The 23,298-nt window shown below is 64.0% G+C and carries 23 protein-coding genes; 18 read left to right on the forward strand and 5 right to left on the reverse strand.

Annotated features, from left to right (window positions below):
* Positions 1 to 43: 43 nt before the first annotated feature.
* Positions 44 to 1,018 (forward strand): subclass B3 metallo-beta-lactamase, encoded by a 975-nt coding sequence (gene bla / locus AC0Z42_RS24085; protein WP_485470672.1) that lies wholly within the window; start codon positions 44 to 46, stop codon positions 1,016 to 1,018.
* Positions 1,019 to 1,039: 21 nt separating this feature from the next.
* Here bla and AC0Z42_RS24090 read toward each other — a convergent pair whose 3' ends face one another.
* Positions 1,040 to 2,758 (reverse strand): hypothetical protein, encoded by a 1,719-nt coding sequence (locus AC0Z42_RS24090; protein ID WP_485470673.1) that lies wholly within the window; start codon positions 2,756 to 2,758, stop codon positions 1,040 to 1,042.
* Positions 2,759 to 3,202: 444 nt separating this feature from the next.
* Here AC0Z42_RS24090 and AC0Z42_RS24095 point away from each other — a divergent pair, with 444 nt between their 5' ends.
* The 4 genes from AC0Z42_RS24095 (at position 3,203) to AC0Z42_RS24110 (ending at position 8,108) form a co-directional block, all read left to right on the forward strand.
* Positions 3,203 to 4,411, forward strand: a complete 1,209-nt coding sequence (locus AC0Z42_RS24095) for an RtcB family protein (RefSeq protein WP_485470674.1) — start codon at positions 3,203 to 3,205, stop codon at positions 4,409 to 4,411.
* 11 nt (positions 4,412 to 4,422) lie between these two features.
* A complete protein-coding gene (locus tag AC0Z42_RS24100; RefSeq protein WP_485470675.1) occupies positions 4,423 to 4,593 on the forward strand; it encodes a hypothetical protein in 171 nt (56 codons plus the stop codon).
* A 73-nt stretch (positions 4,594 to 4,666) separates the two neighbouring features.
* The gene (gene pnuC / locus AC0Z42_RS24105; protein WP_485470676.1) at positions 4,667 to 5,242 is read left to right on the forward strand and encodes a nicotinamide riboside transporter PnuC; all 576 of its coding nucleotides are present in this window, start codon (positions 4,667 to 4,669) and stop codon (positions 5,240 to 5,242) included.
* A 307-nt stretch (positions 5,243 to 5,549) separates the two neighbouring features.
* Positions 5,550 to 8,108, forward strand: coding sequence for a TonB-dependent receptor (locus tag AC0Z42_RS24110; RefSeq protein ID WP_485470677.1), 2,559 nt, complete (start codon positions 5,550 to 5,552; stop codon positions 8,106 to 8,108).
* Between the two features lie 19 nt (positions 8,109 to 8,127).
* Here AC0Z42_RS24110 and AC0Z42_RS24115 read toward each other — a convergent pair whose 3' ends face one another.
* Positions 8,128 to 8,943 (reverse strand): response regulator transcription factor, encoded by an 816-nt coding sequence (locus tag AC0Z42_RS24115; protein ID WP_485470727.1) that lies wholly within the window; start codon positions 8,941 to 8,943, stop codon positions 8,128 to 8,130.
* A gap of 346 nt (positions 8,944 to 9,289) precedes the next feature.
* On the opposite strand from AC0Z42_RS24115, the gene AC0Z42_RS24120 reads away from it, so the two are divergent.
* From AC0Z42_RS24120 to AC0Z42_RS24135, 4 genes are all read left to right on the forward strand, one after another.
* Positions 9,290 to 9,820, forward strand: coding sequence for a Csu type fimbrial protein (locus tag AC0Z42_RS24120; protein ID WP_485470678.1), 531 nt, complete (start codon positions 9,290 to 9,292; stop codon positions 9,818 to 9,820).
* A gap of 11 nt (positions 9,821 to 9,831) precedes the next feature.
* On the forward strand, positions 9,832 to 10,560 hold the full coding sequence (locus AC0Z42_RS24125) for a fimbrial biogenesis chaperone (RefSeq protein ID WP_485470679.1): 729 nt from the start codon (positions 9,832 to 9,834) through the stop codon (positions 10,558 to 10,560).
* Between the two features lie 75 nt (positions 10,561 to 10,635).
* Positions 10,636 to 12,987 carry a fimbria/pilus outer membrane usher protein gene (locus AC0Z42_RS24130; protein WP_485470680.1) on the forward strand — a complete coding sequence of 784 codons (2,352 nt, stop codon included), beginning with the start codon at positions 10,636 to 10,638 and terminating at the stop codon, positions 12,985 to 12,987.
* Positions 12,987 to 13,988: a Csu type fimbrial protein gene (locus AC0Z42_RS24135; protein ID WP_485470681.1), complete on the forward strand. Its 1,002-nt coding sequence runs from the start codon at positions 12,987 to 12,989 to the stop codon at positions 13,986 to 13,988. Before AC0Z42_RS24130 ends, AC0Z42_RS24135 begins: the two co-directional genes overlap by 1 nt.
* Here the strand turns inward: AC0Z42_RS24135 and AC0Z42_RS24140 are convergent.
* On the reverse strand, positions 13,985 to 14,221 hold the full coding sequence (locus AC0Z42_RS24140) for a hypothetical protein (RefSeq protein WP_485470682.1): 237 nt from the start codon (positions 14,219 to 14,221) through the stop codon (positions 13,985 to 13,987). The two genes, AC0Z42_RS24135 and AC0Z42_RS24140, sit on opposite strands and share 4 nt — an antisense overlap.
* 242 nt (positions 14,222 to 14,463) lie before the next feature.
* On the opposite strand from AC0Z42_RS24140, the gene AC0Z42_RS24145 reads away from it, so the two are divergent.
* The 3 genes from AC0Z42_RS24145 to AC0Z42_RS24155 all read left to right on the forward strand — a co-directional run bounded on the left by AC0Z42_RS24145 (position 14,464) and on the right by AC0Z42_RS24155 (position 16,516).
* Positions 14,464 to 15,021 carry a winged helix-turn-helix transcriptional regulator gene (locus tag AC0Z42_RS24145; RefSeq protein ID WP_485470683.1) on the forward strand — a complete coding sequence of 186 codons (558 nt, stop codon included), beginning with the start codon at positions 14,464 to 14,466 and terminating at the stop codon, positions 15,019 to 15,021.
* Between the two features lie 7 nt (positions 15,022 to 15,028).
* Positions 15,029 to 15,466, forward strand: coding sequence for a CHRD domain-containing protein (locus AC0Z42_RS24150; protein ID WP_485470684.1), 438 nt, complete (start codon positions 15,029 to 15,031; stop codon positions 15,464 to 15,466).
* Between the two features lie 96 nt (positions 15,467 to 15,562).
* Positions 15,563 to 16,516, forward strand: coding sequence for an AEC family transporter (locus AC0Z42_RS24155; RefSeq protein ID WP_485470685.1), 954 nt, complete (start codon positions 15,563 to 15,565; stop codon positions 16,514 to 16,516).
* On the opposite strand, the gene AC0Z42_RS24160 is transcribed toward AC0Z42_RS24155, so the two are convergent.
* Both AC0Z42_RS24160 and AC0Z42_RS24165 read right to left on the reverse strand, forming a co-directional pair.
* On the reverse strand, positions 16,500 to 17,147 hold the full coding sequence (locus AC0Z42_RS24160; RefSeq protein WP_485470686.1) for an FMN-binding negative transcriptional regulator: 648 nt from the start codon (positions 17,145 to 17,147) through the stop codon (positions 16,500 to 16,502). The genes AC0Z42_RS24155 and AC0Z42_RS24160 overlap by 17 nt on opposite strands.
* Positions 17,147 to 17,605 carry an OsmC family protein gene (locus tag AC0Z42_RS24165; protein WP_485470687.1) on the reverse strand — a complete coding sequence of 153 codons (459 nt, stop codon included), beginning with the start codon at positions 17,603 to 17,605 and terminating at the stop codon, positions 17,147 to 17,149. The genes AC0Z42_RS24160 and AC0Z42_RS24165 overlap by 1 nt, the downstream gene beginning before the upstream one ends.
* A gap of 103 nt (positions 17,606 to 17,708) precedes the next feature.
* Here AC0Z42_RS24165 and pdxR point away from each other — a divergent pair, with 103 nt between their 5' ends.
* The 6 genes from pdxR to AC0Z42_RS24195 all read left to right on the forward strand — a co-directional run bounded on the left by pdxR (position 17,709) and on the right by AC0Z42_RS24195 (position 23,279).
* Positions 17,709 to 19,184: a MocR-like pyridoxine biosynthesis transcription factor PdxR gene (pdxR, locus tag AC0Z42_RS24170; RefSeq protein ID WP_485470688.1), complete on the forward strand. Its 1,476-nt coding sequence runs from the start codon at positions 17,709 to 17,711 to the stop codon at positions 19,182 to 19,184.
* A 39-nt stretch (positions 19,185 to 19,223) separates the two neighbouring features.
* Complete coding sequence (locus AC0Z42_RS24175) at positions 19,224 to 19,787, forward strand: DNA-3-methyladenine glycosylase I (RefSeq protein WP_485470689.1); 564 nt, start codon at positions 19,224 to 19,226, stop codon at positions 19,785 to 19,787.
* Entirely contained in the window at positions 19,787 to 21,424 is a 1,638-nt protein-coding gene (gene mnmC1 / locus AC0Z42_RS24180; RefSeq protein ID WP_485470690.1) for an FAD-dependent 5-carboxymethylaminomethyl-2-thiouridine(34) oxidoreductase MnmC1, read from the forward strand. The genes AC0Z42_RS24175 and mnmC1 overlap by 1 nt, the downstream gene beginning before the upstream one ends.
* 127 nt (positions 21,425 to 21,551) lie before the next feature.
* Complete coding sequence (locus AC0Z42_RS24185) at positions 21,552 to 22,049, forward strand: rhodanese-like domain-containing protein (RefSeq protein WP_485470691.1); 498 nt, start codon at positions 21,552 to 21,554, stop codon at positions 22,047 to 22,049.
* Positions 22,046 to 23,047: a serine O-acetyltransferase EpsC gene (gene epsC, locus AC0Z42_RS24190; RefSeq protein ID WP_485470692.1), complete on the forward strand. Its 1,002-nt coding sequence runs from the start codon at positions 22,046 to 22,048 to the stop codon at positions 23,045 to 23,047. Before AC0Z42_RS24185 ends, epsC begins: the two co-directional genes overlap by 4 nt.
* A gap of 7 nt (positions 23,048 to 23,054) precedes the next feature.
* Positions 23,055 to 23,279 carry a helix-turn-helix domain-containing protein gene (locus AC0Z42_RS24195; protein ID WP_065310052.1) on the forward strand — a complete coding sequence of 75 codons (225 nt, stop codon included), beginning with the start codon at positions 23,055 to 23,057 and terminating at the stop codon, positions 23,277 to 23,279.
* The last annotated feature ends 19 nt before the right edge of the window (positions 23,280 to 23,298 follow it).

Genomic DNA, 23,298 nt, shown 5'->3' on the forward strand with positions numbered 1-23,298 from the left:
TACTCTGTGTTTCCTATAAAAAAATATTCCTGACTGGAGCCGCATGCCGCCTTTCGCCTTTTCCAAGCTGTTCGCCGCGCTGGCCCTGCTGCCGCTGTCATGCTCCGCCCTGGCGCAGGCCGCCGACGATCCGCTGACCCGTCCCATCGCCTCGCCCTACGCCGAGCAGTGGAACCGGCCGCAGCAGCCGGTGCGCATCCATGGCGACACGTATTACGTGGGCGTCGGTGGCCTGAGCGTCGTATTGATCCATACGCAGGCCGGCTTGATCCTGATCGATGGCGCCCTGCCGCAATCGGTGGCGGCCATCAAGGAGCATATCGGGGAACTGGGTTTTCGCATCGAGGACATCAAGTTCATTTTGAATACCGAAGCGCATTTCGATCACTCGGGCGGCATCGCAGCCCTGGCGCGCGACAGCGGTGCGCAAGTAGTCGCCAGTCCGCTCGGTGCGCAGGCCCTGCGTGCGGGCAGGGTGCTGGACGAAGACCCGCAGGCCGGCGAGATCGACCCCATGCCGGCGGTGGCCAACGTGCGCGAGATCGCCGACGGCGAGACCTTGCAGCTGGGCGAACTGACCGTGACGGCGCGCCATACGCCCGGCCATACGCCAGGCAGCACCAGCTGGACCTGGGTCTCGTGCGAGGATGCGGCGCGCACCGACTGCCTGAACGTGGTCTTCGGCGCCAGCCTGACACCGGTGGCGGCCGACCATTTCCATTACCTGGGCGACGAGCGCCATGCCGACCTGACGCCCGCCTTTCGCCGCGTGATGCGGGACGTGGCAAAGCTGCCCTGCGACATCCTCATCTCCGCCCACCCCGATCATTCGGGCGCCGACCAGAAGCTCGCGCAGCTGGTGATGGGCGTGTCACCGAATCCGTTTATCGATGCGCAGGCGTGCCGCAGCTACGCGGCCAAAAATGAGGCCAAGCTGGACGCGCGCATAGCCAAGGAAAAAGCCGCGGAAAAAGCGCAGCTCGGGGAGGCGCAGCAAGCGCCTGGCGCGACACGCTAGCGGAGCGATGGCGCGGCCGACCTACTGTAAAGCCGCTGACTGCTCGCTCAGTCGCTGCCTGAGGCAAGCACGGTCCTTGTCGGGGCATGCGGCGATTTTTTCCAGGAAAGCCGCATGATCCTCGCTCAGCTTGTCGGCCGCAGCGGCGTCTCCGGCCACGCGTTCCAGGCGGGCCTGCCACTGTTGCAGCAAGGTCTCGTAGTCGCCAACCAGGTGTTCCGCGCACAGACGCTGCTCCTCGGGGCGTTCCATCTCGGGCGCGCAGGCGATACGCGGTTGCAGCTGCCCGGCGCGCAAGGTCGATGCGATATCGGCGTTGGGCACCATGCCCAACGAGGTTTCGACATAGTGGCCTCCAAAGACATCGCCGGCGAGTACCGCCATGCCGCCTGGCTGCGGAATCACGACCAGCAATCCGGTCGACTGCCCGGCATCCTTGACCACCCATCGTTTTGGAAACAGGTAGGGCACCTTGAAGCGTGCCGTGGCGCCGTAAGTAAACAGGTCAAAGGCGCGAGGCGTATCGAACAGCGCGGACATCTCGCGCCGCAGGCCGGAAGCGGCGTCATACAAGACATACGACGTCTCGTCGTAACTTCTGTGCATGGGCGCCATTGTCGATGAAGAAAAACGGATCACCACAAAGCCGCGAGCGAAGCTGACAAAGTCCGCTTTCGAGATGAATTCGCCGTACTGAATGGTTCGCTGTCCATCATCGTACCTCACTTCCGGCTCGATCGTGCCATCGGTCGCAGCGGCAACGGTCCTGGCAATGTCATCATTTATTTTGCGCGCCGCCGCTGGAGCGAGGCCTTTTACGATGTCGATCGTTTCATTCGTCACCACCGGGTGGCGGCCTTTGGGCCCCTGCGTCTGCGTGACGCGCCGGAACTGCAGGCCATCGTGCTCTTGCACCTCGCCCTTGACGCTGCGCGTCACGATGGCGGGAAACTTGATGGGAGGGGCGTTACGCGCCGCCAGCCACGCGGTGGGCTCGCCCTCCTCAAAGGAAGTGCCGTTCCACTGCAGGGTTTTGCTGCTCGTGGCGCGCGTGGATACCGCGGTACCGCGCACCAGCGACGCCACGTCCGCGGCATCGCTGGTGCGGCACTTTTCAACGATGTTCGGCAGGTCATTGCGTGGCGCCGGTGCCAGCTGCAACAGGCACTTCCGCCAGAACCAGGTCTTTTTCTGCGTATCGAATGCGATCACCTCGCGCTGGCTTTGCAGCAGCAGTCGACCGGCGCCATCGCCCCGGCCAAGCAGCTCGAAGTAGAGCGTCGACGCATCCTTGGTCAGGAACGCCGTCAGCGAGCCGAATGCGCGGCCGGCCTTGTCCATGTCATAGGCGGCAAAGTCGAAACCGAAAAAATAGCCGTTCAGCGGCACCGACGAAATCAGCTCCGCCGTGGTGCCGTTTTTCGGCATCCGCAAATACGTCAACGGAGAATCGGACGATGCGGAATAACTGGCCACGATCCAGTTCCCGCTGCCATCCTGCGCAAAAAAGTTCTGGTACGGCGCCTTGCCGCGGTAAGCCAATTCGGCTGGCCAGGTAAATTGCGCGAACGCCGGCACGCGCTGGGTACATGCCGCCAGCTCCGCATTGAATTCGTAGCGCGAAGGTTGCGGGCTGGCGTTCAGCTCGGGCATCCTCGCGCGTATCCAGGCTTGCCCGGCGTCATAGCACGCCTTGAAGCTTGCTGGCTTTGTCGGAAACAGGTTGTCGGCGCGCGCCACGCAACTCATCATCAGCATGCACATCGTCAGTGCCGCAAATCGCATTTTCATTATCACCCCGTTATCCTGGAAATCTGCAACGCATCAAAACCACATGTCATCAAGAATATATGGAAAGTTCCTGGAAGATGAAGGAAAGCACGATCATGTTTTTTACAACAGATAGTCGTTTTATCATGCGTTCGGTTGACAGGGCTGGTGGCCGTGGCGCAGAATCGTGGCTCGGTCAATTGATCCACTCAACAATGAAAGGAAACAGCATGCAATACCAGGCTAGCGACAATTTGAATCACCACTAGCCCCGTGCATGCTGCTCGGGGTCATCGATCCCGAGCCGGCGTTCCTTCAAACCCCGGTGAGGAAACTCGCCGGGGTTTTGTTTTTTGGCGCGCGTTTTTTGAGCGTGCCGGCAGGCAAGGCCCTGGCATACACAAGGTTTTACGTATGCCCATTCATCACACCCTGCACGGCGCCAATGTACCCGTGCATATTTTTACCGACGATATCGATGCCCAAGCGCTGCGCCAGCTTGAGCATATCGCCAGCCTGACCATCGTCCATCCGTTTGTTGCCGCCATGCCCGATGTGCATGCCGGCATCGGCGCCACGGTCGGCAGCGTGATCCCCACGCGCGGCGCGATTATTCCGGCCGCCGTCGGCGTCGATATCGGCTGCGGCATGAATGCCGTGCGCACCACCTTGACGGCCAGCGAGCTGCCCGACAACCTGGCGCGCCTGCGCAGCGCCATCGAGGCGGCCGTGCCGGTCGGCTTCGAGCAGCACGACTGGAGCCGCGTGCAAGGCTCGCGCCAGGCACGCGCCACGCGGCCCCTGAATGACCGCCTGCTGCGCATCGTCGAGCGCCACCGCGGGATCGCGAAAATGCTGCGCCAGTTCGAGCGCAGCTGGATCTGCCAGGCCGGCACCTTGGGTGGCGGCAATCATTTCATCGAGATCTGCCTCGATGAAGAACAGCGTGTGTGGGTGATGCTGCATTCGGGCTCGCGCGGCATCGGCAATGCGATCGGCCGCTATTTCATCGCCGCCGCGCAGAAGGACATGCGGCGCCACAAGATCGAGCTGCCGGATGCGGACCTGGCCTATGTCAGCGAGGGTTCCACCGTGTTCGACGACTATGTGGAAGCGGTAGCCTGGGCGCAGGATTATGCGCTGCTTAACCGCAGCGAAATGATGCGCCTGGTGCTCGATGCACTGGCGAAATTTGCGCCGCCGTTCCGGCTCGATGGCGAAGCGATCAACTGTCACCATAACTACATTTCGCAGGAAACACATGGCAACGAGGAGCTGTACGTGACGCGAAAAGGGGCCATTTCGGCGCGGCTGGGTGAGTGGGGAATCATCCCCGGCAGCATGGGCGCGCGCAGCTTTATCGTGCGCGGCAAGGGCAATCCGCAGTCGCTGTGTTCATGCTCGCATGGCGCCGGGCGCAGCATGAGCCGCAGCGAAGCGAAACGGCGTTTCGACCGCTTCGACCTGATCGAACAGACGATGGGCATCGAGTGCCGCAAGGACGGCGGCGTGATCGACGAGATCCCGGCCGCCTACAAGGATATCGATGCGGTGATGGCGCACCAGAGCGACCTGGTGGAAGTGGTGCACACCTTGCGCCAGGTAGTCTGCATCAAGGGTTGAAAGGAGAAAAAATGAAAATGAAACTGAAAACGCCGAAGCCGCGCAACCCGCTGGTGGTGGCCGCCAAGCTGCGCGGCGGCGCCGGCGCGCACCAGTCGGAAGTGTCGCCGCGCGCAGCGCGCCGGGCCGGCAAGAACCGCTTGCGGCAATTGCTGTCGGGGAGGGTGAAGGAAGAGGGCTGAAAGAGGAGGGCGGGCGCTGCAAATCGGCTATAGTGGCAACGCTGATCCGTCACCCACCGCAAAGGAAGCCCGCTTGACACCCCCGCTTGAAATCGCCGCCAATGTCCTGATGACCGCCTCCATTATCCTGGCCGGTCGTAACAACATTCACTCCTGGTGGATCGGCATGATCGGCAGCGTGCTGTTTGCCGTGCTGTTCTACCAGGTCAACCTGTACGCCGACGTGCTGCTGCAGCTGTTCTTTATCGTGACCTGCGTGATCGGCTGGTTGCAGTGGCGGCGCGGCGCGGGCGGCAAGCCCTTGCCGATCACGCGCGTGGGCTGGCGCAGCCTGGCGTGGATCGTGCCTGCCGGCGTGGTCTCGGTGGTCATCTACGGCATGCTGCTGCATACCTGGACCAATGCCTATGCGCCCTTCATCGATTCGGCCGTGCTGGTGTTCAGCATCATCGCGCAATTCTTGTTGATGGGCCGGCGCCTCGAGACCTGGGGCTTCTGGCTGCTGGTCAATACGGTGGCCGTGCCGCTTTACTACAGCCGCGGCCTGCACCTGACGGCGGTGCTGTATGCGGCCTACTGGATCAATGCGCTGGTGTCGTGGTACTGGTGGCATGTGCAGGCGCGGCGCGCGGCCGCCGCCGTGGCCTGAGTCCTTAGACTCAAAACGTATATACAATCAATTTTTAATTCGTTCTTGATTGAAAGACGCCGCGATATAGTGGGGTTTCCCTGCTTACCGGTGTCTTTCATGTCGCGTTTTACTGTATTCATCTATTTTTCTATCGTTCCATCGGCCATGCGCACAAGCCTGCGCATGCCGATGCGGGCACGCCGCCGCATCCCGTAATTCCTTAAAAAAATCCCACTGTCGTTGTCCGCTGCTCCATCCGGCCAGCAGGCCCCCGTGCGCCTGTTTTATCCGGAACAGGCACAACTTATCCCATCAAGAGGAAACCATGCTCAAACCACTCGCCGTCAGTCTCGCCATCGCCGCCGCTTTCCCGTCGTATGCCCATGCTCAGGAAGAGATGGTGCGTGTCAATGTCACCGGCTCGAATATCCGCGTCAGCGAAAAAGAGGGCGCCAGCGCCGTGCAGGTCATCACCGCCAAGGAGTTGAAAGCCAGCGGCAAGACCAGCGTGGCCGAAGTGCTGCGCGCCATTTCCGCCAACAGCGGCAACAGCTACAACGAACAATATACGGGCAGTTTTTCGGCGGGAACGTCGGGCCTGTCGCTGCGCGGCATCGGCCAGAAAAACACGCTGATCCTGGTCAACGGCAAGCGCGTGGCCAGCTACGCCACGGCGCAAAACCTGCAGGAGACCTTCGTTGACCTGAACAGCCTGCCGATGGCGGCAGTGCAGCGCATCGAGGTGCTCAAGGACGGCGCCTCGTCCGTCTACGGCTCCGACGCGGTGGCCGGCGTGGTCAACATCATCCTGTACCAGCAATTCACTGGTACCGAGGTGACGGCGCAGCTGGGTGGCACCACCGAGGGCACCGGCCAGACCGAGAAAAGCGCGGCGCTGCAAACGGGCTTCGGCAAGCTGCAGGACGACGGCTACAGCGTGGTGCTGTCGATTGATGCGCAGCAGCGCGACAAGCTGCAGCAAAGCGATGTGGCCTGGATGCGCGATGCCGACTTTCGCAATCAGCAGCGCGGCAGCCTGGGCTGGGCCATCACCAATTATGCCGGTTCCGATCCGACCCGCACCCTGGGCGGCGTGCAAGGGCCGCTGCAACTGGTGAACTATGGCGACATCACGCCGGGCAAGACGGGGCAGGTGCTGGCCTACAATCCCGCGCCCTATAAAACGCTGATCCCGGGTATCAAGCGCGTGCACACGGCCGCGCGCGCCACCTTCAAACTGAATGCGGATACCGAAGCCTACATCGACTTGCTGCACAGCTATTCGCGCGCCGACCAGACCTTCAGCGCGCCGCTCACCGTCAACAACGCCACGCGCGTATGGAACAATGCCAGCCAGGCACTCGACACCATCCCCGTGGTGCTGCCGGTGGGCCATCCGAACAATCCGGGCACGACGCCCTTGCCGTTCACGGCCACGCTATTCGACCTGGGGCCGCGCATGAAGCAGGACAAAGTGACGTTTTACCGCGCCCTGGCCGGCGTGAAAGGTACGCTGGCGGGCTGGGACTGGGATGCGGCCATCGGCCATTCAAGCAGCGAGCTGAAGGAAACCGTACAGAACTTCGTGAACCGCTATGCATTTGAACAAGCGCTGGCCGACGGCAGCTATAATTTTTTTGACCAGTCGAAAAACAGCGAGGCGGTACGCAACCGCTTGCGCCTGTCGACCCTGCGTCCGGCCGAGTCGACTCTCGATACGCTCGATTTTTCAGCGGCGAAGGATATCTGGGACTTGCCGGCCGGCCCGCTGGGCTTTGCCGCTGGCGCGCAGTGGCGCCGTGAAAAAATGGACTCGCAAACCTCGACCGCCGTGCTGTCGGGCACCGAGCTGCGTCCGGCGATCAATATCATCGACGGCTCGCGCGATGTGTCGGCGCTGTTTGCCGAGTTCAATGTACCGGTCGTGAAAGACCTGTCGCTGAACCTGGCCGGGCGGGCCGACCACTACAGTGACTTCGGCAATGCGTTTTCGCCGAAAGCGGCCGCGCGCTACCAGGCTGCGCCATGGCTGCTGGTACGCGGCACCGCTTCGCGCGGTTTTCGCGCGCCGTCGCTGCCCGAGATCACGCAAAGCACGGCCGTCAGCTACGTCAGCGTGATCGATCCGCGCGACCCGCAAACGCCGACCCAGTCGCGCGGCGTGACGGCGATCACCATCGCCAATACCGGGCTGCGCCCCGAGCGCTCGAAAAACATCAATCTGGGCGTGGTGATTTCGCCGACCAGCGATTCGAGCATCGGCATCGACTACTACCGCATACGCCAGGATGGCGTGATCGGCACGGAAAGCGCCGTCACCACCATCGCCAATGAAGCGAGCGCGCCGGGCAAGGTCACGCGTGACGCGGACGGGCGCATTACCACCCTGTACCGCCAGTACCGCAACCAGGGGCAGCGCGATGTATCGGGCGTCGATATCGACCTGCGCCAGCGCTTTGTCGGCCGTGACTGGGGCAAGCTGACCCTGGCCGGCCAACTGAGCCGCGTGCTGCGCTTTGCCGAACCGCTGTCCGATGGCGCCGCGCTGACGGACGGTGCCGGCACCAATTACTTCGGCTCGATCCCGAAATGGCGCGGTGTCAGTTCGGCCACCTGGGAACTGGGCAAGTGGAGCTCGACGCTGAGCTGGAATTATGTCGGCAGCTATGCGCAAAACACGCACCTGGATGAATCGGTGGCCGCCTTCAGCACCTTCGACATCAACACCAGCTGGCAACTGACACCACAGGCGAATGTCAGTCTGATCGTGCAGAACCTGGCCAACAAGCGCGCGCCATGGGACTACTCGGCCTCGGGCTTTGACTGCACTCAGGCCGATCCGCGCGGGCGCTTTGCTTCGCTCAAGCTGAACTACAAGTTCTGAAGCAGCGCCGCGCAGGGCATCAATGCTGCGCCGGCGCAGGTGTTGCTTGCGCGCCGCGCTGCTCCAGCAGGCGCTGGCGGTAGGCGGTGGGGGTGACGCCCATGCGTTCGCGAAAGGCGGTGGCGAAATTGCCGGCGTTGTGAAAGCCGATCAGGAGGGCGATATCCTGCACGTCGATCTCGGTTTGCTGCAGCAGTTCCACGCCGCGCGCGATGCGCGCTTCGCGGATAAAGGCAAACACCGTCATGCCGGTCTGCTCGCGGAACATCAGGGTCAGTTTTTCACGGTAGGTGCCCACGCTGCGGGCGATCTCGGACAGGTTGGGCAGGCTGGCCAGGTTGTCGAGGATCAGCTGCTTGACGGCGTTGACGAACACCAGGTCCGGATGCTGGGGCGGCTTGTCGGTGCCGGTCGTGGCTGGCGGTGCGGTACTGTTGGCGCGCGGCATCAGGCCCAGGTGGACATGGATGCGCGCGGCCAGTTCGGCCGGCGTAAACGGTTTCGAGATGTAGTCGACAGCGCCCACCTGCAAGCCCAGCACGCGTTCATTGACGGCGTCGGCGCCGCTGAGAAAAATCACCGGGATATGTTCGGTTTCAGGATTGGCCTTGAGCAAACGGCAGGCCGTGTAGCCATCCATTTCAGGCATGCGCACGTCCAGCAGGATCAGGTCCGGGTGCGTCGCCAGCGCCAGCTGGTAGCCCTGGTAGCCATTGTAGGCCACGCTGAAACGGTAGGGCTCGTCGCTCAGCAGCTCGGCCAGCATGCGCTGCTCGAACGCGGAATCGTCCACGATCAGGATGTTCTTCTTACCGGTTTCACTGGTCACTGACATAGGCATGGATGACTTAACCAAAAAGCAAGTTGTGGTTTATTATGCCCTGCTTTTAAATTATTTTCTGCTTTTCGCGTGTTTCAAAAGATGTTTCACCGCAAGAAGAAGCAGCGATTCCATGGATGACTAATAATCGAATCATAGATTGATTCAAAGCAATGTCGCTTATAAAAAGATCTGCTTTGCCACTTAGGCAAAGCTGCTGAAAGCCCAAGAACGCCGGCGATTGGCAGTTGAACTTGTTGTCCTGGTTTGCGTGCCCGAGAAACGCCGGCAATACCGTGACTATCCTCGTGTCCCTCCACAAAAGGGGCCTTATATTGATGCTTCAACATCAGGAGGTAGTATGTTACGCGCTAAATTTTCCCCTTTCGCCGCCGCTGCGGTTGCCCTTTCCCTGATCGCCGCTGCCCTGCCATTGACCGGCACTGCGGCCACGTATTCGAACGGTTCGAACAACTCCACGTTTGACGTCACGCTGAAGATCATCGCCAACTGCGTCATCTCGGCCGCGCCACTCGATTTCGGCCAGACTCAAGGTGTACTGGCTAGCAACGTGAGTGTCAATACCAACCTCAGCGTAACCTGCACTAACACCACGCCCTACAATGTCGGCCTGAACGCCGGCACCGGTTCCGGTTCGGTCGGCACCACGCGTTACCTGGCTGGTACTGGCGGCAATACGGCCACCGTGCAATACAATCTGTTCCAGACCTCCGGCGCCACTGTATGGGGCAATACCCAGGGCACGGATACGCACAGCGGCACCGGCACGGGCGCGGCCCAGACCATCACGGTGTATGGCCAGGTGCCAGTGCAAAACACGCCGGTGCCCGATACCTACAAATCGACCATCACGGCTACTGTGTACTTCTGAGAGCGGTCCTGATGACGGCCCGCCGTACCTTCCTGCTGTCGATGCTGTTGCTGGGCATCGCAACCTTGGAGTCGGCCGGGGCCGCCAACCTGCAGATTTCTCCCGTCACCCTCAGCATGCGCGCCGAGCAAAGTTCGGCCGGCATCACCTTGCAAAACCTCGGTGATGCGCCGCTGTTCGGCCAGGTGCGGGTATTTCTGTGGGACCAGGCCAATGGCGAAGAAGCGTTGTCGCCGACGCAGGAACTGGTCGCCAGTCCGCCGATTGTCGAGATCGCCGCAAACGGCCGGCAGACCATCCGCCTGGTGCGTACGCAAGCCGGCCCCTCGCCGCAGGAACGCACTTACCGCGTGCTGATCGACGAGGTGGGACGCGACGATGATCCGGCCCGCAGCGGGGTCGATATCCGCCTGCGCTATTCGGTGCCGGTGTTCGTGCTGCCCACCGGCATGCCCGGCAAGGAAGCGCTCGACTGGCAGGTGTACCGCAAGGATGGCGAGTGGATGCTGCGCGTGCAAAACAGCGGCAACTTCCATGCGCAGATCGGCAGCCTGACCTTGACCAACCAGGCCGGCAAGGATTTTGTCATCAGCAATGGCCTGTTTGGCTATGTGCTGGCGGGCCGCATGCGCGTCTGGCGCCTGCCCGTCGCCAGGGACGCCGCGCTGGAAGGACCGCTGGCGATTGCCGTGAATGTCAATGCAAAGGCGAGCGTTGCCCGAAACTCGACACCACCTTGAACATTGCCGTCATGGCGCACGCTTGCTCAACCGGGTCAATCCATGAGATGGACTTTTACATGGCAGGCGGGTGCGATGTTGCCACTAGTGCTGCTGGGGCTGCTGATCCTCGCCACCCGGGCGGCCCATGCCGCAGATGCCGCTGCCGTGACCGCCGATCCGGGGCCGGCCAGCTTGCCGCAAGATGCGGCGGCGCCCAATGAATTGTATCTGGAGGTCATATTGAATGCCGAAGCGACCGGGCTGATCTTGCGCTTTACCCAGCAGGGCAAAGGCTTGCGCAGCAGCGTGGAGAACTTGCAGCAGCTCGGGCTGGACCCGGCACGCTTTGGCGCGCCTGGCCAGGCCGAGGTGTCGCTCGACGCCATCGCCGGGATTCAATATGAATATGATCCGGCGCGCCAGAGCATTTCCCTGCGCGTCGACGACAGCCTGCGCATGCCGTATGCCGTCAGCGCGCGCTCGGCGCCGCGCCCGGCGCCGTCGCAGGTCACGCCGGGCGCGGTGCTCAACTATGAAGTGTATTCCGAGCTGGGCCAGACGCGCCGCACCGCGCTGTTCAACGACCTGCGCTACTTCAACCAGCATGGCGTGTTCAGCAACACCGGCACCTTCAGCGTCGGCGATGGCCAGCGCGAGTATGTGCGTTTCGATACTTTCTGGAACCATTCGGACCCGGAGACGCTGGAAAGCTGGCAGGTGGGCGACCTGGTCTCGTCGTCGCTCAGCTGGAGCCGTGCGCTGCGCATGGGCGGCTTTCAATGGCGCAAAAACTTTCAGCTGCGTCCCGACCTGCTGACCTTCCCGGTCGCTTCGGTCGACGGCACGGCGCTGGTGCCGTCGTCGCTGAGCCTGTACGTCAACGGCGTGCAGCAATATTCGGCCAGCGTACCGAGCGGACCGTTCGTGCTGAACCAGGTCAGCGGCATCAACGGCGCCGGCCAGGCCACCATCATCACGCGCGACGCACTGGGCCGCAGCGTGACGACCACCTTGCCGCTGTATGTGGATACGCGCCTGCTGGCGCGCGAGCTGAGCGACTATTCGATGGAAGTGGGCGTGCTGCGCCGCAACTATGGCCGGCGCTCGTTTGGCTACGCGAATGACCCGGTGGCCAGCGCCTCGGGCCGCTATGGCGTGAGCGACAACCTGACCGTCGAAGCGCACGGCGAGCTCACGCGCGGCGTGCTCAATGGCGGCATGGGCGCCTTGCTGCGCATGGGACAAAGCGGTGTCGTCAATGGATCGCTGGCCGCCAGTGGCGGGCGCAACAAGGGCATGCAGGCCAGCGTCGGCTACCAGTACATGGGACCGCGCTTCAGCATCGATGCGCAAAGCACGCGCGCCAGCGCCAATTATGGCGACGTCGCCACGATCGACGGCAGCCCGGTGGTGCGCAAGGCCGACCGCCTGTCGCTGAACCTGGCCTTGCCGGCCGGCCAAAGCGTCAATCTCAGCTACATCACCTACCGCTCGCCGGGCGCGGATGTGTCGAAGATCGTCACGGCTGGCTATACGGCGTCGTTGTTCAAGAGCCTGTTCCTGAACGCCAGCATCTTCCAGGATTTGCGCGACAGCGCGCAGCGCGGTTTTTATTTCGGCCTCAGCATGGCCTTTGACGATATCGGTGTCAGCAGCAGCACCAGCCGGCAGAACAATGTCAACAGCCGCAGTTTCAACGCCCAGCAAAGCGCCGATTTCGGCGGCGGCTTCGGCTGGGCCGTGCAGGCCGGTACCTCGGGCGGCTTCGATTACCGCCAGGGCCAGCTGGAATACCTGGGCAATTATGGCCGCCTGACGGGTCGCGTGCAGAACAGCGCCCTCAGCAACGCTTCGGCGCTGGGCCTGTCCGGCGCGGTGGTGATGATGGACGGCCACCTGGCCGCCGCGCGCCAGGTCGGCAACGGTTTTGCGCTGGTCTCGACCGGCGGCGTGGCCAATGTGCCGGTGCTGCATGAAAACCGCCAGATTGGCGTGACCGGCAACAGCGGCTACCTGCTGGTGCCGAACCTGAACGCCTACGGCAACAACCAGATCGCCATCGGCACCGAGGGCCTGGACGTCGACGCGCGCGTGCCGGTCACCAATATCAACGTGGTGCCGCGCAGCCTGTCCGGCGTGCTGGCCTCGTTCCCGGTCGAACGCTACAGCGCCGCCACCGTGATCGTGCATGGCGAGGACGCCAAGCCCTTGCCGACCGGCTTGCCGGTACTGCATGTGCAAAGCGGCAAGCGCACCGTGGTCGGCTTTGACGGCGTCACCTTTGTCGATGACCTGTCGGCCGACAACGAAATGCGCATCGGCGACGACGACAATATTTGCGTGGTGCGCTTTGCCTATGTGCGCCCGGCCGCCGGCGGCTTGCCGGTGATTGGTCCGCTGCGCTGCCGCAACGTCAAGCGTCCAGCCACCGAAGGAGGCCGCTGATGCGTCGCCTGCTGAGCTTGATCATCGTCGTGCTGGCCTGCGCCTGGGCCACCGGTGCCCAGGCCCAGAACACGTGCTCGGCCACCGTGGTCGACGCCAACTTCGGCAGCGTTTCGCCGATCTCGGGCGCCGACTACACGCTGACCGGTTCAGGCGTACTGAGCTGCACCTTCGCGCCGCTGGCGCCGCTGCTGACGGCCTATGTGAGCGCCTGCCTGAACCTGAACCTGGGCACCAATTCGCTGTCGGCTGCCGACCGCATGCTGGGCAATGGCACCTTGCGCATGCTGTATAACCTGTACGTCAACTCCACCTATGCGCCGGCGGCAATCTGGGGCGGACCGGGCATTACCGGCGCCACCAGTTCGTTGCCGGTGTCACTGTCGATGGGACTGCTGTCGCTCGGCGGCACCAAGACGCAGAACTTCAGTTTCTACGGCAAGATCCCCGCCGGCGCCGCCTTGGCGGCAGTGCCGACAGTCAATAACGGCAATACCGAATACAGCTCCAGCTTTACCGGCGCCGGCACCTTGACCTATGCGATCAGCGTCCTGGCCGCGCCGACAAACTGCCTGGGCAACAGCGCCAGCTTCGGCTTTGCCGTCAAGGCGACCGCCATCAACAACTGCACCATTACCGCCACGCCGATGGCGTTTGCCAATGCCACCATCCTGACGGGCTCGGTGCGCAGCACCAGCACCCTGACGGTGCGCTGCGTGAACAACAACAGCTACCAGATCGCCCTGAACGGCGGCACGGTGGCGGCCAATGTGGCAGCGCGCAAGATGAAAAACACGGTGTCGGCGGCCACTATCGACTATCAGTTGTCGGGCACGCTGGACGGCCCATTGTGGGGCGATGGCACGGCGGGCACGACGATGGTGACGGGGATCGGAACAGGCAACAGCGTGCCGGTGACGATCTATGGACGGGTGCCGGCGCAAACCACGCCAGTGCCGGGCGACTACAAGGATACGGTGACGGCGACGATTTATTTCTAGAACGTGACGCTGAACCGGCCCTCGGTGCCGGCCTGGCGTTCGATCAGATACGGTGAATTGTGCCGACAGCGCACGCCGGGCATGGTGGCGCCGCGCAGGGAAGTGATGGTACATGCTTCCAGGACCACGAAGGTCGCCTGGAAGGAAGCGGACGAGGTCGTACCGGCGGTCGTGGTCTGGCACACGGACAGGGCGAACAAGGCGGGCAGGAAAGCAAACTTCAAAGGTTTCATCTTGATCGCATCTGGTTGAAACGGATATGGGCTACGGCCTACAGAAGGCCGGGGCGGATCCGCTACTGGCACCGGGATAGGGGTGTTTGAACAAGACAAATTGTACTTGAGCAATAAAAAGTGTGAGTTTTCGCGTATTTTCACGACCTTTGCCGGGCAAATAGTGACTGGCAAGTCGATAGTAACGTGATTTCCATGGAAATAATTTAATTGTAGTTTGGCAACTAAGTGAGGAGACAGTCATGAAACATACCAATTTCAATAATTTGCCCTGCCCGATCGCACGCAGCCTGGGCAAGGTCGGCGAATGGTGGAGCATCCTCATCTTGCGCGAGGCGTTCTACGGCAAGACGCGCTTCGACGAGTTCGAAAAAAGCCTGAAAATTGCCCCGACCATCCTGACGCGGCGCCTGGCCGACCTGGTGGAAGGCGGGCTGATGACGCGCCGCCTGTACTGCGCCAAGCCGCCGCGCTACGACTACGTGCTGACCAAGTCGGGCCGCGCCTTCAAGCCGGTGCTGCTGGCCTTTATCGCCTGGGGCAATGAAAACTTCGCACCGGAAGGCGCCAGCCTCGTTATCGCCAGCCGCGATACGGGCATGCCTGCCGATCCGGTGCTGGTCGACGCCATGACGGGCTTGCCCATCAATGACGAGTACTACGCGTTTGCGCCCGGCCCAGCGGCCAGCGACAGCATGCGCCACATCATCGAGGAAGCCGAGAAGAGCAGCGGCATCGCGCCCAAACCAAAGGCGCCGGCCGCCAACCGCGGCTGGGTGGCGGAAGGCCATCTGGCTTGATGGCGCGATGACCGTGCTGCGCCAGCATGCCAGCTGCATTGCCGTGCTGGCCACGGCCTGCCTGCTGCTTGCCTGCGCGCGTGGCCCGCGTGCTGCCGCTGGCCATGACGTGACCCTCGCCGGTGCGCACGAAGTGCCGGCCAATACCAGCGCGGCCAGCGGCAGCAGCACCATTTACGTGGCGCCGGACCGCAGCGTGACGGGCGCCGTGCGCTATACAGGCATGCTGGCCACGGCCGCGCATATTCACGAGGCGCCCTCCGGCGCCAATGGCCCGGTGATCGTGCCGCTGGTGAAAACCGGCGACGGCATGTTTGCCGTGCCGGCCGACACCAGCCTGACGCCACCGCAATATGCCAGCTACCTGGCCGGCAAGCTCTACGTCAACCTGCACAGCGCCGCCTATCCGGCCGGCGAGATTCGCGCCCAGCTGACGCCGCAATAGTTCCGGCGCGATTCCATTTCCTCCTGACCTCCTTGGGGCCGCGACAGCGGGCTTTTTTTTCTTGCGCCCGGCGCGCTGGCGCTACAATGGCCAGCCATGCTGACCATCCTTGCCATCACCTTTCCCTTCTTCGCGCTGGTGCTGTGCGGCTACCTGGCCGTGCGGCGAGCGCTGCTGCCGACCGCCGCCATCCCCGGCCTGAACAGCTTCGTGCTGTACTTTGCCTTGCCCTGCATGCTGTACCGCTTCGGTGCGGCCACGCCCATCGCGCAACTGCTGGACGCCAGCGTGTTTGGCGTCTACCTGCTGTGCGCGCTGGTGATGGTGGGCGTCACCATGGCCATGACGCTCTCGCACCGCATCGACTGGAACAACGCCGCTTTCGGCGCGCTGGTGGCGGCGTTTCCAAACACGGGCTTCATGGGCGTGCCGCTGCTATTGACCTTGCTGGGGCCGCGTTCTTCCGGTCCCGTGATCGTCACCATCGTGGTTGACATGCTAATTACCAGTTCGCTGTGCATCGCCCTGTCGCGCGTGGGCAGCGGCGGCGCGCACGGCAGCCGCGCGGCCGTCGTCAACGCCTTGAAAGGCATGGCCGGCAATCCGATGCCGTGGGCAATCATCGCCGGTGCGCTGGTGTCGTGGCTGGAACTGGGCTTGCCGCAGCCCGTCACGCAAACCGTGGGCCTGCTGGCCGACGCCGCCTCGCCGGTGGCCTTGTTTACCATTGGCGCCGTGCTGGCCCGTTCGCAGATGCAGACGCTTGACCCCGCGCCGCTGAGTGAGTATTTACCGGTGGCCCTGAAAAAGCTGCTGCTGCACCCGCTGCTGGTGTGGGGCACGGGCCATGCCGCCATCGCGCTTGGCGCGCCGCTCGACCCATTCGCGTTGACCTGCATGGTGCTGGTGGCCTGCCTGCCCAGCGCCAGCAATGTATCGCTGCTGTCCGAGCGCTTTGGCGCAAATACCGCGCGCATCGCCCGCATTATTCTGGTCTCGACGGCGCTGTCGTTCCTGACGTTTTCGGCCGCCGTCAGCTGGCTGCGCTGAGCGTTTTTGCCATCAGCGCGCCCATCTGGCGCGCCGCTCCCGGCATGCTGTCGCGCGACAGTTCAAGCGCCACGCGCGTGCGGTCTTGCACGCTGTTTTTCTGTTCCATCTTCCATTTGCCTTCCAGGCGCGTGAGGGGAATCTCGATGCCGACGATGGCTTTCAGCAGCTTGTCGATATACGCGGGCGGCGCGTCGCTGACCTGCCACGGCTGTTGTTGATCAGCTTCATGGCGGTTGGTGAGGCGTGTCAAAAAGTCGAGCAACCAGGCCGGGTCATCAATCACCTTGAGCTTGCCGTGCGCATGCACCACGGCGTAGTCAAAGGTCGGCACTTCTTCGCCGCTCAGCTCTTTCTCGGCATACCAGGCCGGCGTGATGTAGGCGTGCGGCCCCTGGAAGATCACCATAATATCAACGCCGTCGCTGCGCCACAGCGGATTGGCGCGCGCCACGTGGGCGCGCAGGGTACCGAAAGGGGCGTCGGGCGTGGCCGGCCCAATTTCAAACGGCAGATGGTCGGCGCACAAACCATCGTCGCCCAGGCGCACCAGGGCGCCCAGCGGATGGGCGGCCATCAGGCCATGCAGCACCTCCAGGCGCTCTTCGCGGTAGCTTTTCGGGGTGTACATCAGCGCGCCTCCACCACCACGTCGGCCTTGAGCGAACTGGCGATATAGCAGCGTTCATGGGCATCATGGTGCAGCGCCGCCAGCGCTTCGGGCGTGGGCGCGGCACCGTTCCACATGACGCGCGGGCGCAGCACGATGCGCGTCATGGCCAGCTTGCCGTCGCCATTCCTGCTCAATTCACCTGTGGCCTCGTCGCGGTAGTCGTCGATCACATGGCCGCGCTGTGCTGCCAGCGATAAAAAGAACAGCATATGGCAGCTCGAGGTGGCCGCCACCAGCGCTTCTTTCGGATCGACATTGGCGGCCACCGACATCGGCAGCGGCACCGACAGCGGCGACGACGAGGCGGGCACCGTCAGGCCGCCGTCAAACTGCCAGGCATGGCCGCGGCTGTAGCGCTGGCCGGCGAAATCCTGGCCGTCGCGCTGCCAGGCGACGGTGGCGAAAAATTGCTGCATGTGGCTCTCCGGAAGAAATGGAAATGCGTTATTGTAGTGACGCATTTGGCTATTTAAAACAGCCAATAACGACTATATTGAAACTACCAATGTTAACCTGACCATGCACGCCTCCCGCATCATCGCCGCGCTGCCGCTCGACCGTGCGCTGGCCACGCCGCTGTTCCGCCAGCTGTATGCGGCCATGAAAGCGGCCATCCTCGATGGCAGCCTGGCGCCCGGCACGCAATTGCCGCCGACGCGCGCGTTCTGCACCTTGCTGCCAGTATCGCGTCAGACCGTGCTCAATGCCTATGCGCTGCTGGCGGCCGAAGGCTACCTTGATGGCGCCGTGGGCAAGGGCACCTATGTCAGCCATGCTGTCCCTGTGCCGGCGGCGCTGACGCCAGTCGCCAAACCCGGCCTGCTGCGCCCCTTGTCGGCACGCGGCCAGGGCGTGGTCACGGCGATGCAACAGGTGGCGTTTCACCGCAGCCCCTTGCGCGCGTTTCGCGTCGGCATGCCGCGCATCGACCATTTTCCATTCGACGTGTGGAACCGGCTCGAAGCGCGGCGCTGGCGCCGGCCCGACCACCGTTTCGGCTATGGCGACCCGGCCGGCTTTTTGCCGCTGCGCGAATTGCTGTGCGTGTACCTGCAGGCGGCGCGCGGCGTGCGCTGCACGCCGCAGCAGATCGTCATCACGTCGGGTTCGCAGCAGGCGCTGTTTTTACTGTCGACCATTCTGCTGGCGCCCGGCGACGCGGCCTGGATGGAGTCGCCCGGCTACCGCGGCGCCAGCGGCACCCTGCAAGCAAACGGCGCCCAGGTATTCCCGGTGCCGGTCGATGGCGAAGGGCTGGACGTGGCGTATGGCGTGGCGCACTGCCCGCAGGCGAAGCTGGCCTATGTGACGCCGTCGCACCAGCTGCCGCTGGGCGTGAGCATGAGCTTGCCGCGCAGGCTGGCGCTATTGGCATGGGCCGCGCAAAACCGCGCATGGGTGGTGGAAGACGATTACGACAGCGAATACCGCTACTCGGGCGCGCCGCTGGCCTCCTTGCAAAGCCTGGACCGTGCCGGCTGCGTGGTGTATGTGGGCACCTTGTCCAAGGTGCTGTTTCCCGGGCTGCGCCTCGGTTACATGGTGGCGCCGCCGGCGCTGGCCGAGGCGCTGGTGCAGGCCAAGGCGGTGGTCGACCGCCATACGGCCATCGTGCCGCAGATGGCGCTGGCCGACTTTATCGCCGAAGGACATTTTGCACGTCATATCCGGCGCACGCGCGACAGCAACGCCGAGCGACGCGACGTACTGCTACGCGGCCTGGCGCGCGAACTGGACGATCAGCTGTACTGTGGCCCGGCCGACAGCGGCCTGGAATTGTGCGCGTATTTTCGCGCTGCCCACCAGGAAGAAACCGTGTCGCGCGCCGGCCTGGAACAGGGCATCGAACTGCGTCCGCTGGGCCACTACGCCGTCCCGGGCGCGAGCGCCGCCTGCGCCACGCCGGCCGGCCTGCTGTTGGGTTTTGCGGCTATACCCGTCGATGAAATCGAGCATGGCGTGCGCGTGCTGGGCCAACTGCTGCGGGGCCGATAATCTATACTGGACGCCTGTCTCCATACAAAGAAATTGACCATGACCGTCACCCGCTGCTCCTGGGCCAATCCGGCCAATCCCCGCTACCTGGCCTACCACGACACGGAGTGGGGCGTGCCCTGTCACGACGAGCGCACCTTGTTTGAAATGCTGAACCTGGAAGGCGCGCAGGCGGGCTTAAGCTGGGAGACCATCCTCAACAAGCGCGAGACCTACCGCGCCGCCTTCGACGGCTGGGATGCGCGAAAAGTCGCCGCCTACGGCCCGGAGAAAGTGGCCTCTTTGCTGGCGGACCCCGGCATCGTGCGCAACCGCCTGAAGGTGGCCGCCGCCATCACCAATGCGCAAGCCTATCTGCGCCTGCTGGAAGAAGGGCAGACGCTCGACGCTTTCCTGTGGGCGTATGTCGATGGCCAGCCCATCGTCAATCATTTCCAGCCTGGCCAGTTCCCTGCCAAGACCGAATTGTCGGACCGGCTGTCGAAAGACCTGGCCAAGCGCGGCTTCAAGTTTGTCGGCTCGACCATCATGTATGCCTACATGCAGGGCATCGGCATGATCGATGACCATGCGCCCACCTGCTTTTGCCGCACGGGCCGTTGATGGGCCATCCTGCGCTGGTGGTGCTCGACACCGATTTCGATGGCGCGCGTTTTCGCCTCGCCTGCGCCACCCATGGTGCGCAGCGCCTGCACTATATCGCGCTGGCGCCGCGCCCGGTCGACGCCGGCCAGCTGCCCTCGCCGTGGCGCGAGCAGTGGCCGCCGCATGTGCGCGGCCTGCACCGCATGGTATCGCGCGATGGCCAGGTCACGCTTGACCTGCTGATCGGCGAACCGGGCGCCAGCCTGGCGCAACTGGCGCTGCGCGTCGACGAGGTCCATCTGGCATGGGTGCCGCCATCGATGGCGGTGCTGGCGCGCCTGATGCAGGATGGTGCGCGCCTGCAGGCGGTGCAGCTTGATGACGCCCAGCGCATGGCGCTATGGAAGGAAGGCTTTGCGTTTGACGACAGCCGCCTGCGCGCCGTGTTCCATGCGCGTCAAAAGCCGGTCGAACCGGTGCACGCCATCGAGCGGCGCGCCATCGTGATCGGCGCCGGCGTGGCCGGCAGCGCCGCCTGCGAGCGCCTGGCCGCGCGCGGCTGGCAGGTGACCCTGATCGAGCGCCATGCAACGCCGGCCAGCGAGGCGTCGGGCAACCTGGCCGGCATCTTCATGCCGCTGCTGTCAAGCGACGACAATATCCCCACGCGCCTGGTGCGCGCCGCCTACCTGTACGCGCTGCGCTATTGGGCCGGCCTGGGTGGCGTCGGCAGCGCTTTTGACGGCGCCAGCTGCGGCGTGCTGCACCTGGCGCGCGATGGCGCGCATGCGCAGGTGCAGCGCCGGATTGACGCCAGCGGCGACTATCCGCCCGAATTTGCGCGCTGGCTGGAAGCGGACGAAGCAACCGCCATGCTCGGTAGCAGTGCACCCGACGGCGCCTGGTGGTTTGCGCAGGGCGGCTGGGCACGCCCTGCGTCGGCCTGCGCCGCCATGCTTGACGCCTGCGGCGAGCGGCTGACGCGGCGCTTTTCCAGCAGCGCGCTGACCCTGTCGCGGGTCGGCAATCAATGGCAGGTGCTCGATGCGGCGGGTGCGCTGATCGCCGCTGCACCGACCGTGATCCTGGCCGCCGGCAAGGGCGCGGTCGATTTCGCGCAGGCAGCCCGCTTGCCTTTGTATACCGTGCGCGGCCAGGTCACACACCTGGACCAGGCCAGCCTGCCGACACGGCCTTTTGTGGTCTGCCGCGAATCGTACATGACGCCGCCGCATGAGGGCGTGGTCTGTGTCGGCGCCACCTACGATGCGCAAGATGACGACGCCAGCCTGCGCCTGGCCAGCCAGCAGGACAATATCGAGAAAACCGCCGCCATCCTTGGCGTGCCTCCATTTGACGCGCCGCTGGCCGGGCGCACGGGGTTTCGCTGCATGGCGCCGGACCGCATGCCGCTGGTGGGCGCCTTGCCCGACCCTGGCGTGCCGCGCCGCTGCGAGCAGTTGCGCGACGTGCCGCGCTGGCCCGGCCTGTTCGGTTTGCTGGGCTATGCCTCGCGCGGCTTGATCTGGGCGCCGCTGGCGGCCGAGGTGCTGGCCTGCCAGCTCGAAGGCGAGCCGCCGCCGCTGGAAAACCAGCTGCTGGCGGCGATCGATCCCGGCCGCTTCGTGCTGAAGGAGCGGCGGCGCGCTCAGTAAGCCAGACGCACCAGCGGTCATATACGTTTTCCAGCTTTCCTAACTCTTTTTAATTTGTTTTACGAACAACACAAGTTCGCTACAGTGAACGTGTTGATGTTCCGACGATGAAAAAAAGGGTGGCAAGATGGCTGCAACAACATTGGAGTTCGATCCCCAGGCCGCGCAAGGTGACGCGGCCTTTGACGCGGTGCTCAATGACGCGCGCGCCCAGGCGCAGGCGCAGCAGCTGCCGTATGCCGGCATCGTCAGCGCGCAGGATGCGTGGCAACTGGTGCAAGCCGGCAAAGCGCAGCTGGTCGACGTGCGCACCAATGAGGAACGCGTGTTTGTCGGCCAGGTGCCCGGCTCGCTGCACGTGGCCTGGGCCACCGGCACGGCGATGAACCGTAACCCCCGTTTTGCGCGCGAGCTGGAAGCGAAGGTCGGCGGCAAGACGCCGGTGGTGCTGCTGCTGTGCCGCAGCGGCAAGCGCTCGGCGGCCGCTGCCGAAGCGGCCGCCAGGGCCGGATTTACCAACGTCTTCAATATCGCACAAGGCTTCGAGGGCGACCTCGACGAGCAGCACCAGCGCGGCCATCAAGGCGGCTGGCGCTGGCACAGTTTGCCGTGGGTGCAGGAATGAACCCGCGCGCCTCGTCCACTGAACTTTCCGCCCCAGCCGCGTCGCCACCGCAATGGGAGCTGCACCAGATCGTCGATGAACTGCGCGCCGTGCGCGAGCGCTGGCGCGATGCCCTGGCCAGTCACCAGGAGTGCGGCGCGCGCCAGTTCCCTTCGCGCCAGCATTTGCGCGAGCTGGTCGGTGCGCTGTGCGCGGCGCTGTTCCCGATGCGCCTTGGGCCGCTGGACCTGCAGCAGGAGAGCGAGGATTTTTTTGTCGGCCATACGCTCGACACCACCCTGACGGGACTGCACGAACAGGTGCGCCGCGAACTTGGCTACCAGGCGCGCCAGCATGGCTTGCAGCAGACGGTCAGCGTCGAGCAGCAGGCGCTGGCCATCGTGCAGCGCTTTGCGCGCGCGCTGCCCGGCATCCGCGCCCAGCTCGACACCGACGTGGCGGCCGCCTTCCATGGCGACCCGGCCGCGCACAGCGTCGATGAAGTGCTGCTGTGCTATCCGGGCATCCTGGCCATCATCCATTACCGCCTGGCCCATGCGCTGCATGTGCTGGGCGCGCCGCTGGTGGCGCGCATCATCGCCGAAGTGGCGCATTCGCAGACCGGTATCGACATCCATCCGGGCGCCGTGATCGGCGCCAGCTTCTTCATCGACCACGGCACCGGCGTGGTGATCGGCGAGACCGCCATCATCGGCGAACGGGTACGCATCTACCAGGCCGTGACCCTGGGCGCCAAGCGCTTTCCGGCCGGCTTTGATGGCGTGCTGAAAAAAGGCCTGGCGCGCCACCCCATCGTCGAGGACGACGTGGTGATCTACGCTGGCGCCACGATACTCGGCCGGGTGACGATAGGTGAGGGCTCGGTCATCGGCGGCAATGTCTGGCTGACCCGCAGCGTCGCTCCCGGCAGCCATGTCACGCAAGCGCACAACCAGCAGGAGGCGGGCGAGCCCGTCCCTGTGCTGTCCACCGTTTCCGCATTTACCCCGCAACCCTGAGGACCCCATGTTGATCAAACAGTTTGGACTGGCCGTGCGCCAGTTGCGCGAAGGGCGTGGCTGGTCGCAGGAGCGGCTGGCCGAAGCGGCCGACCTGAACCGCTCGTTTATCGGTGAAATCGAACGCGGCGCGGCCACGCCGTCGCTGCTGACGGTGGAAAAACTGGCGCATGCGCTGGGCATCGGCCTGGCCGGGCTGCTGGCGCGCTGCGAACCGGAGTTAATTGACTGATCAAGCCGCGCTGATGGCC

Source organism: Janthinobacterium sp. 1L-D-8-B-C4 (assembly GCF_057291295.1).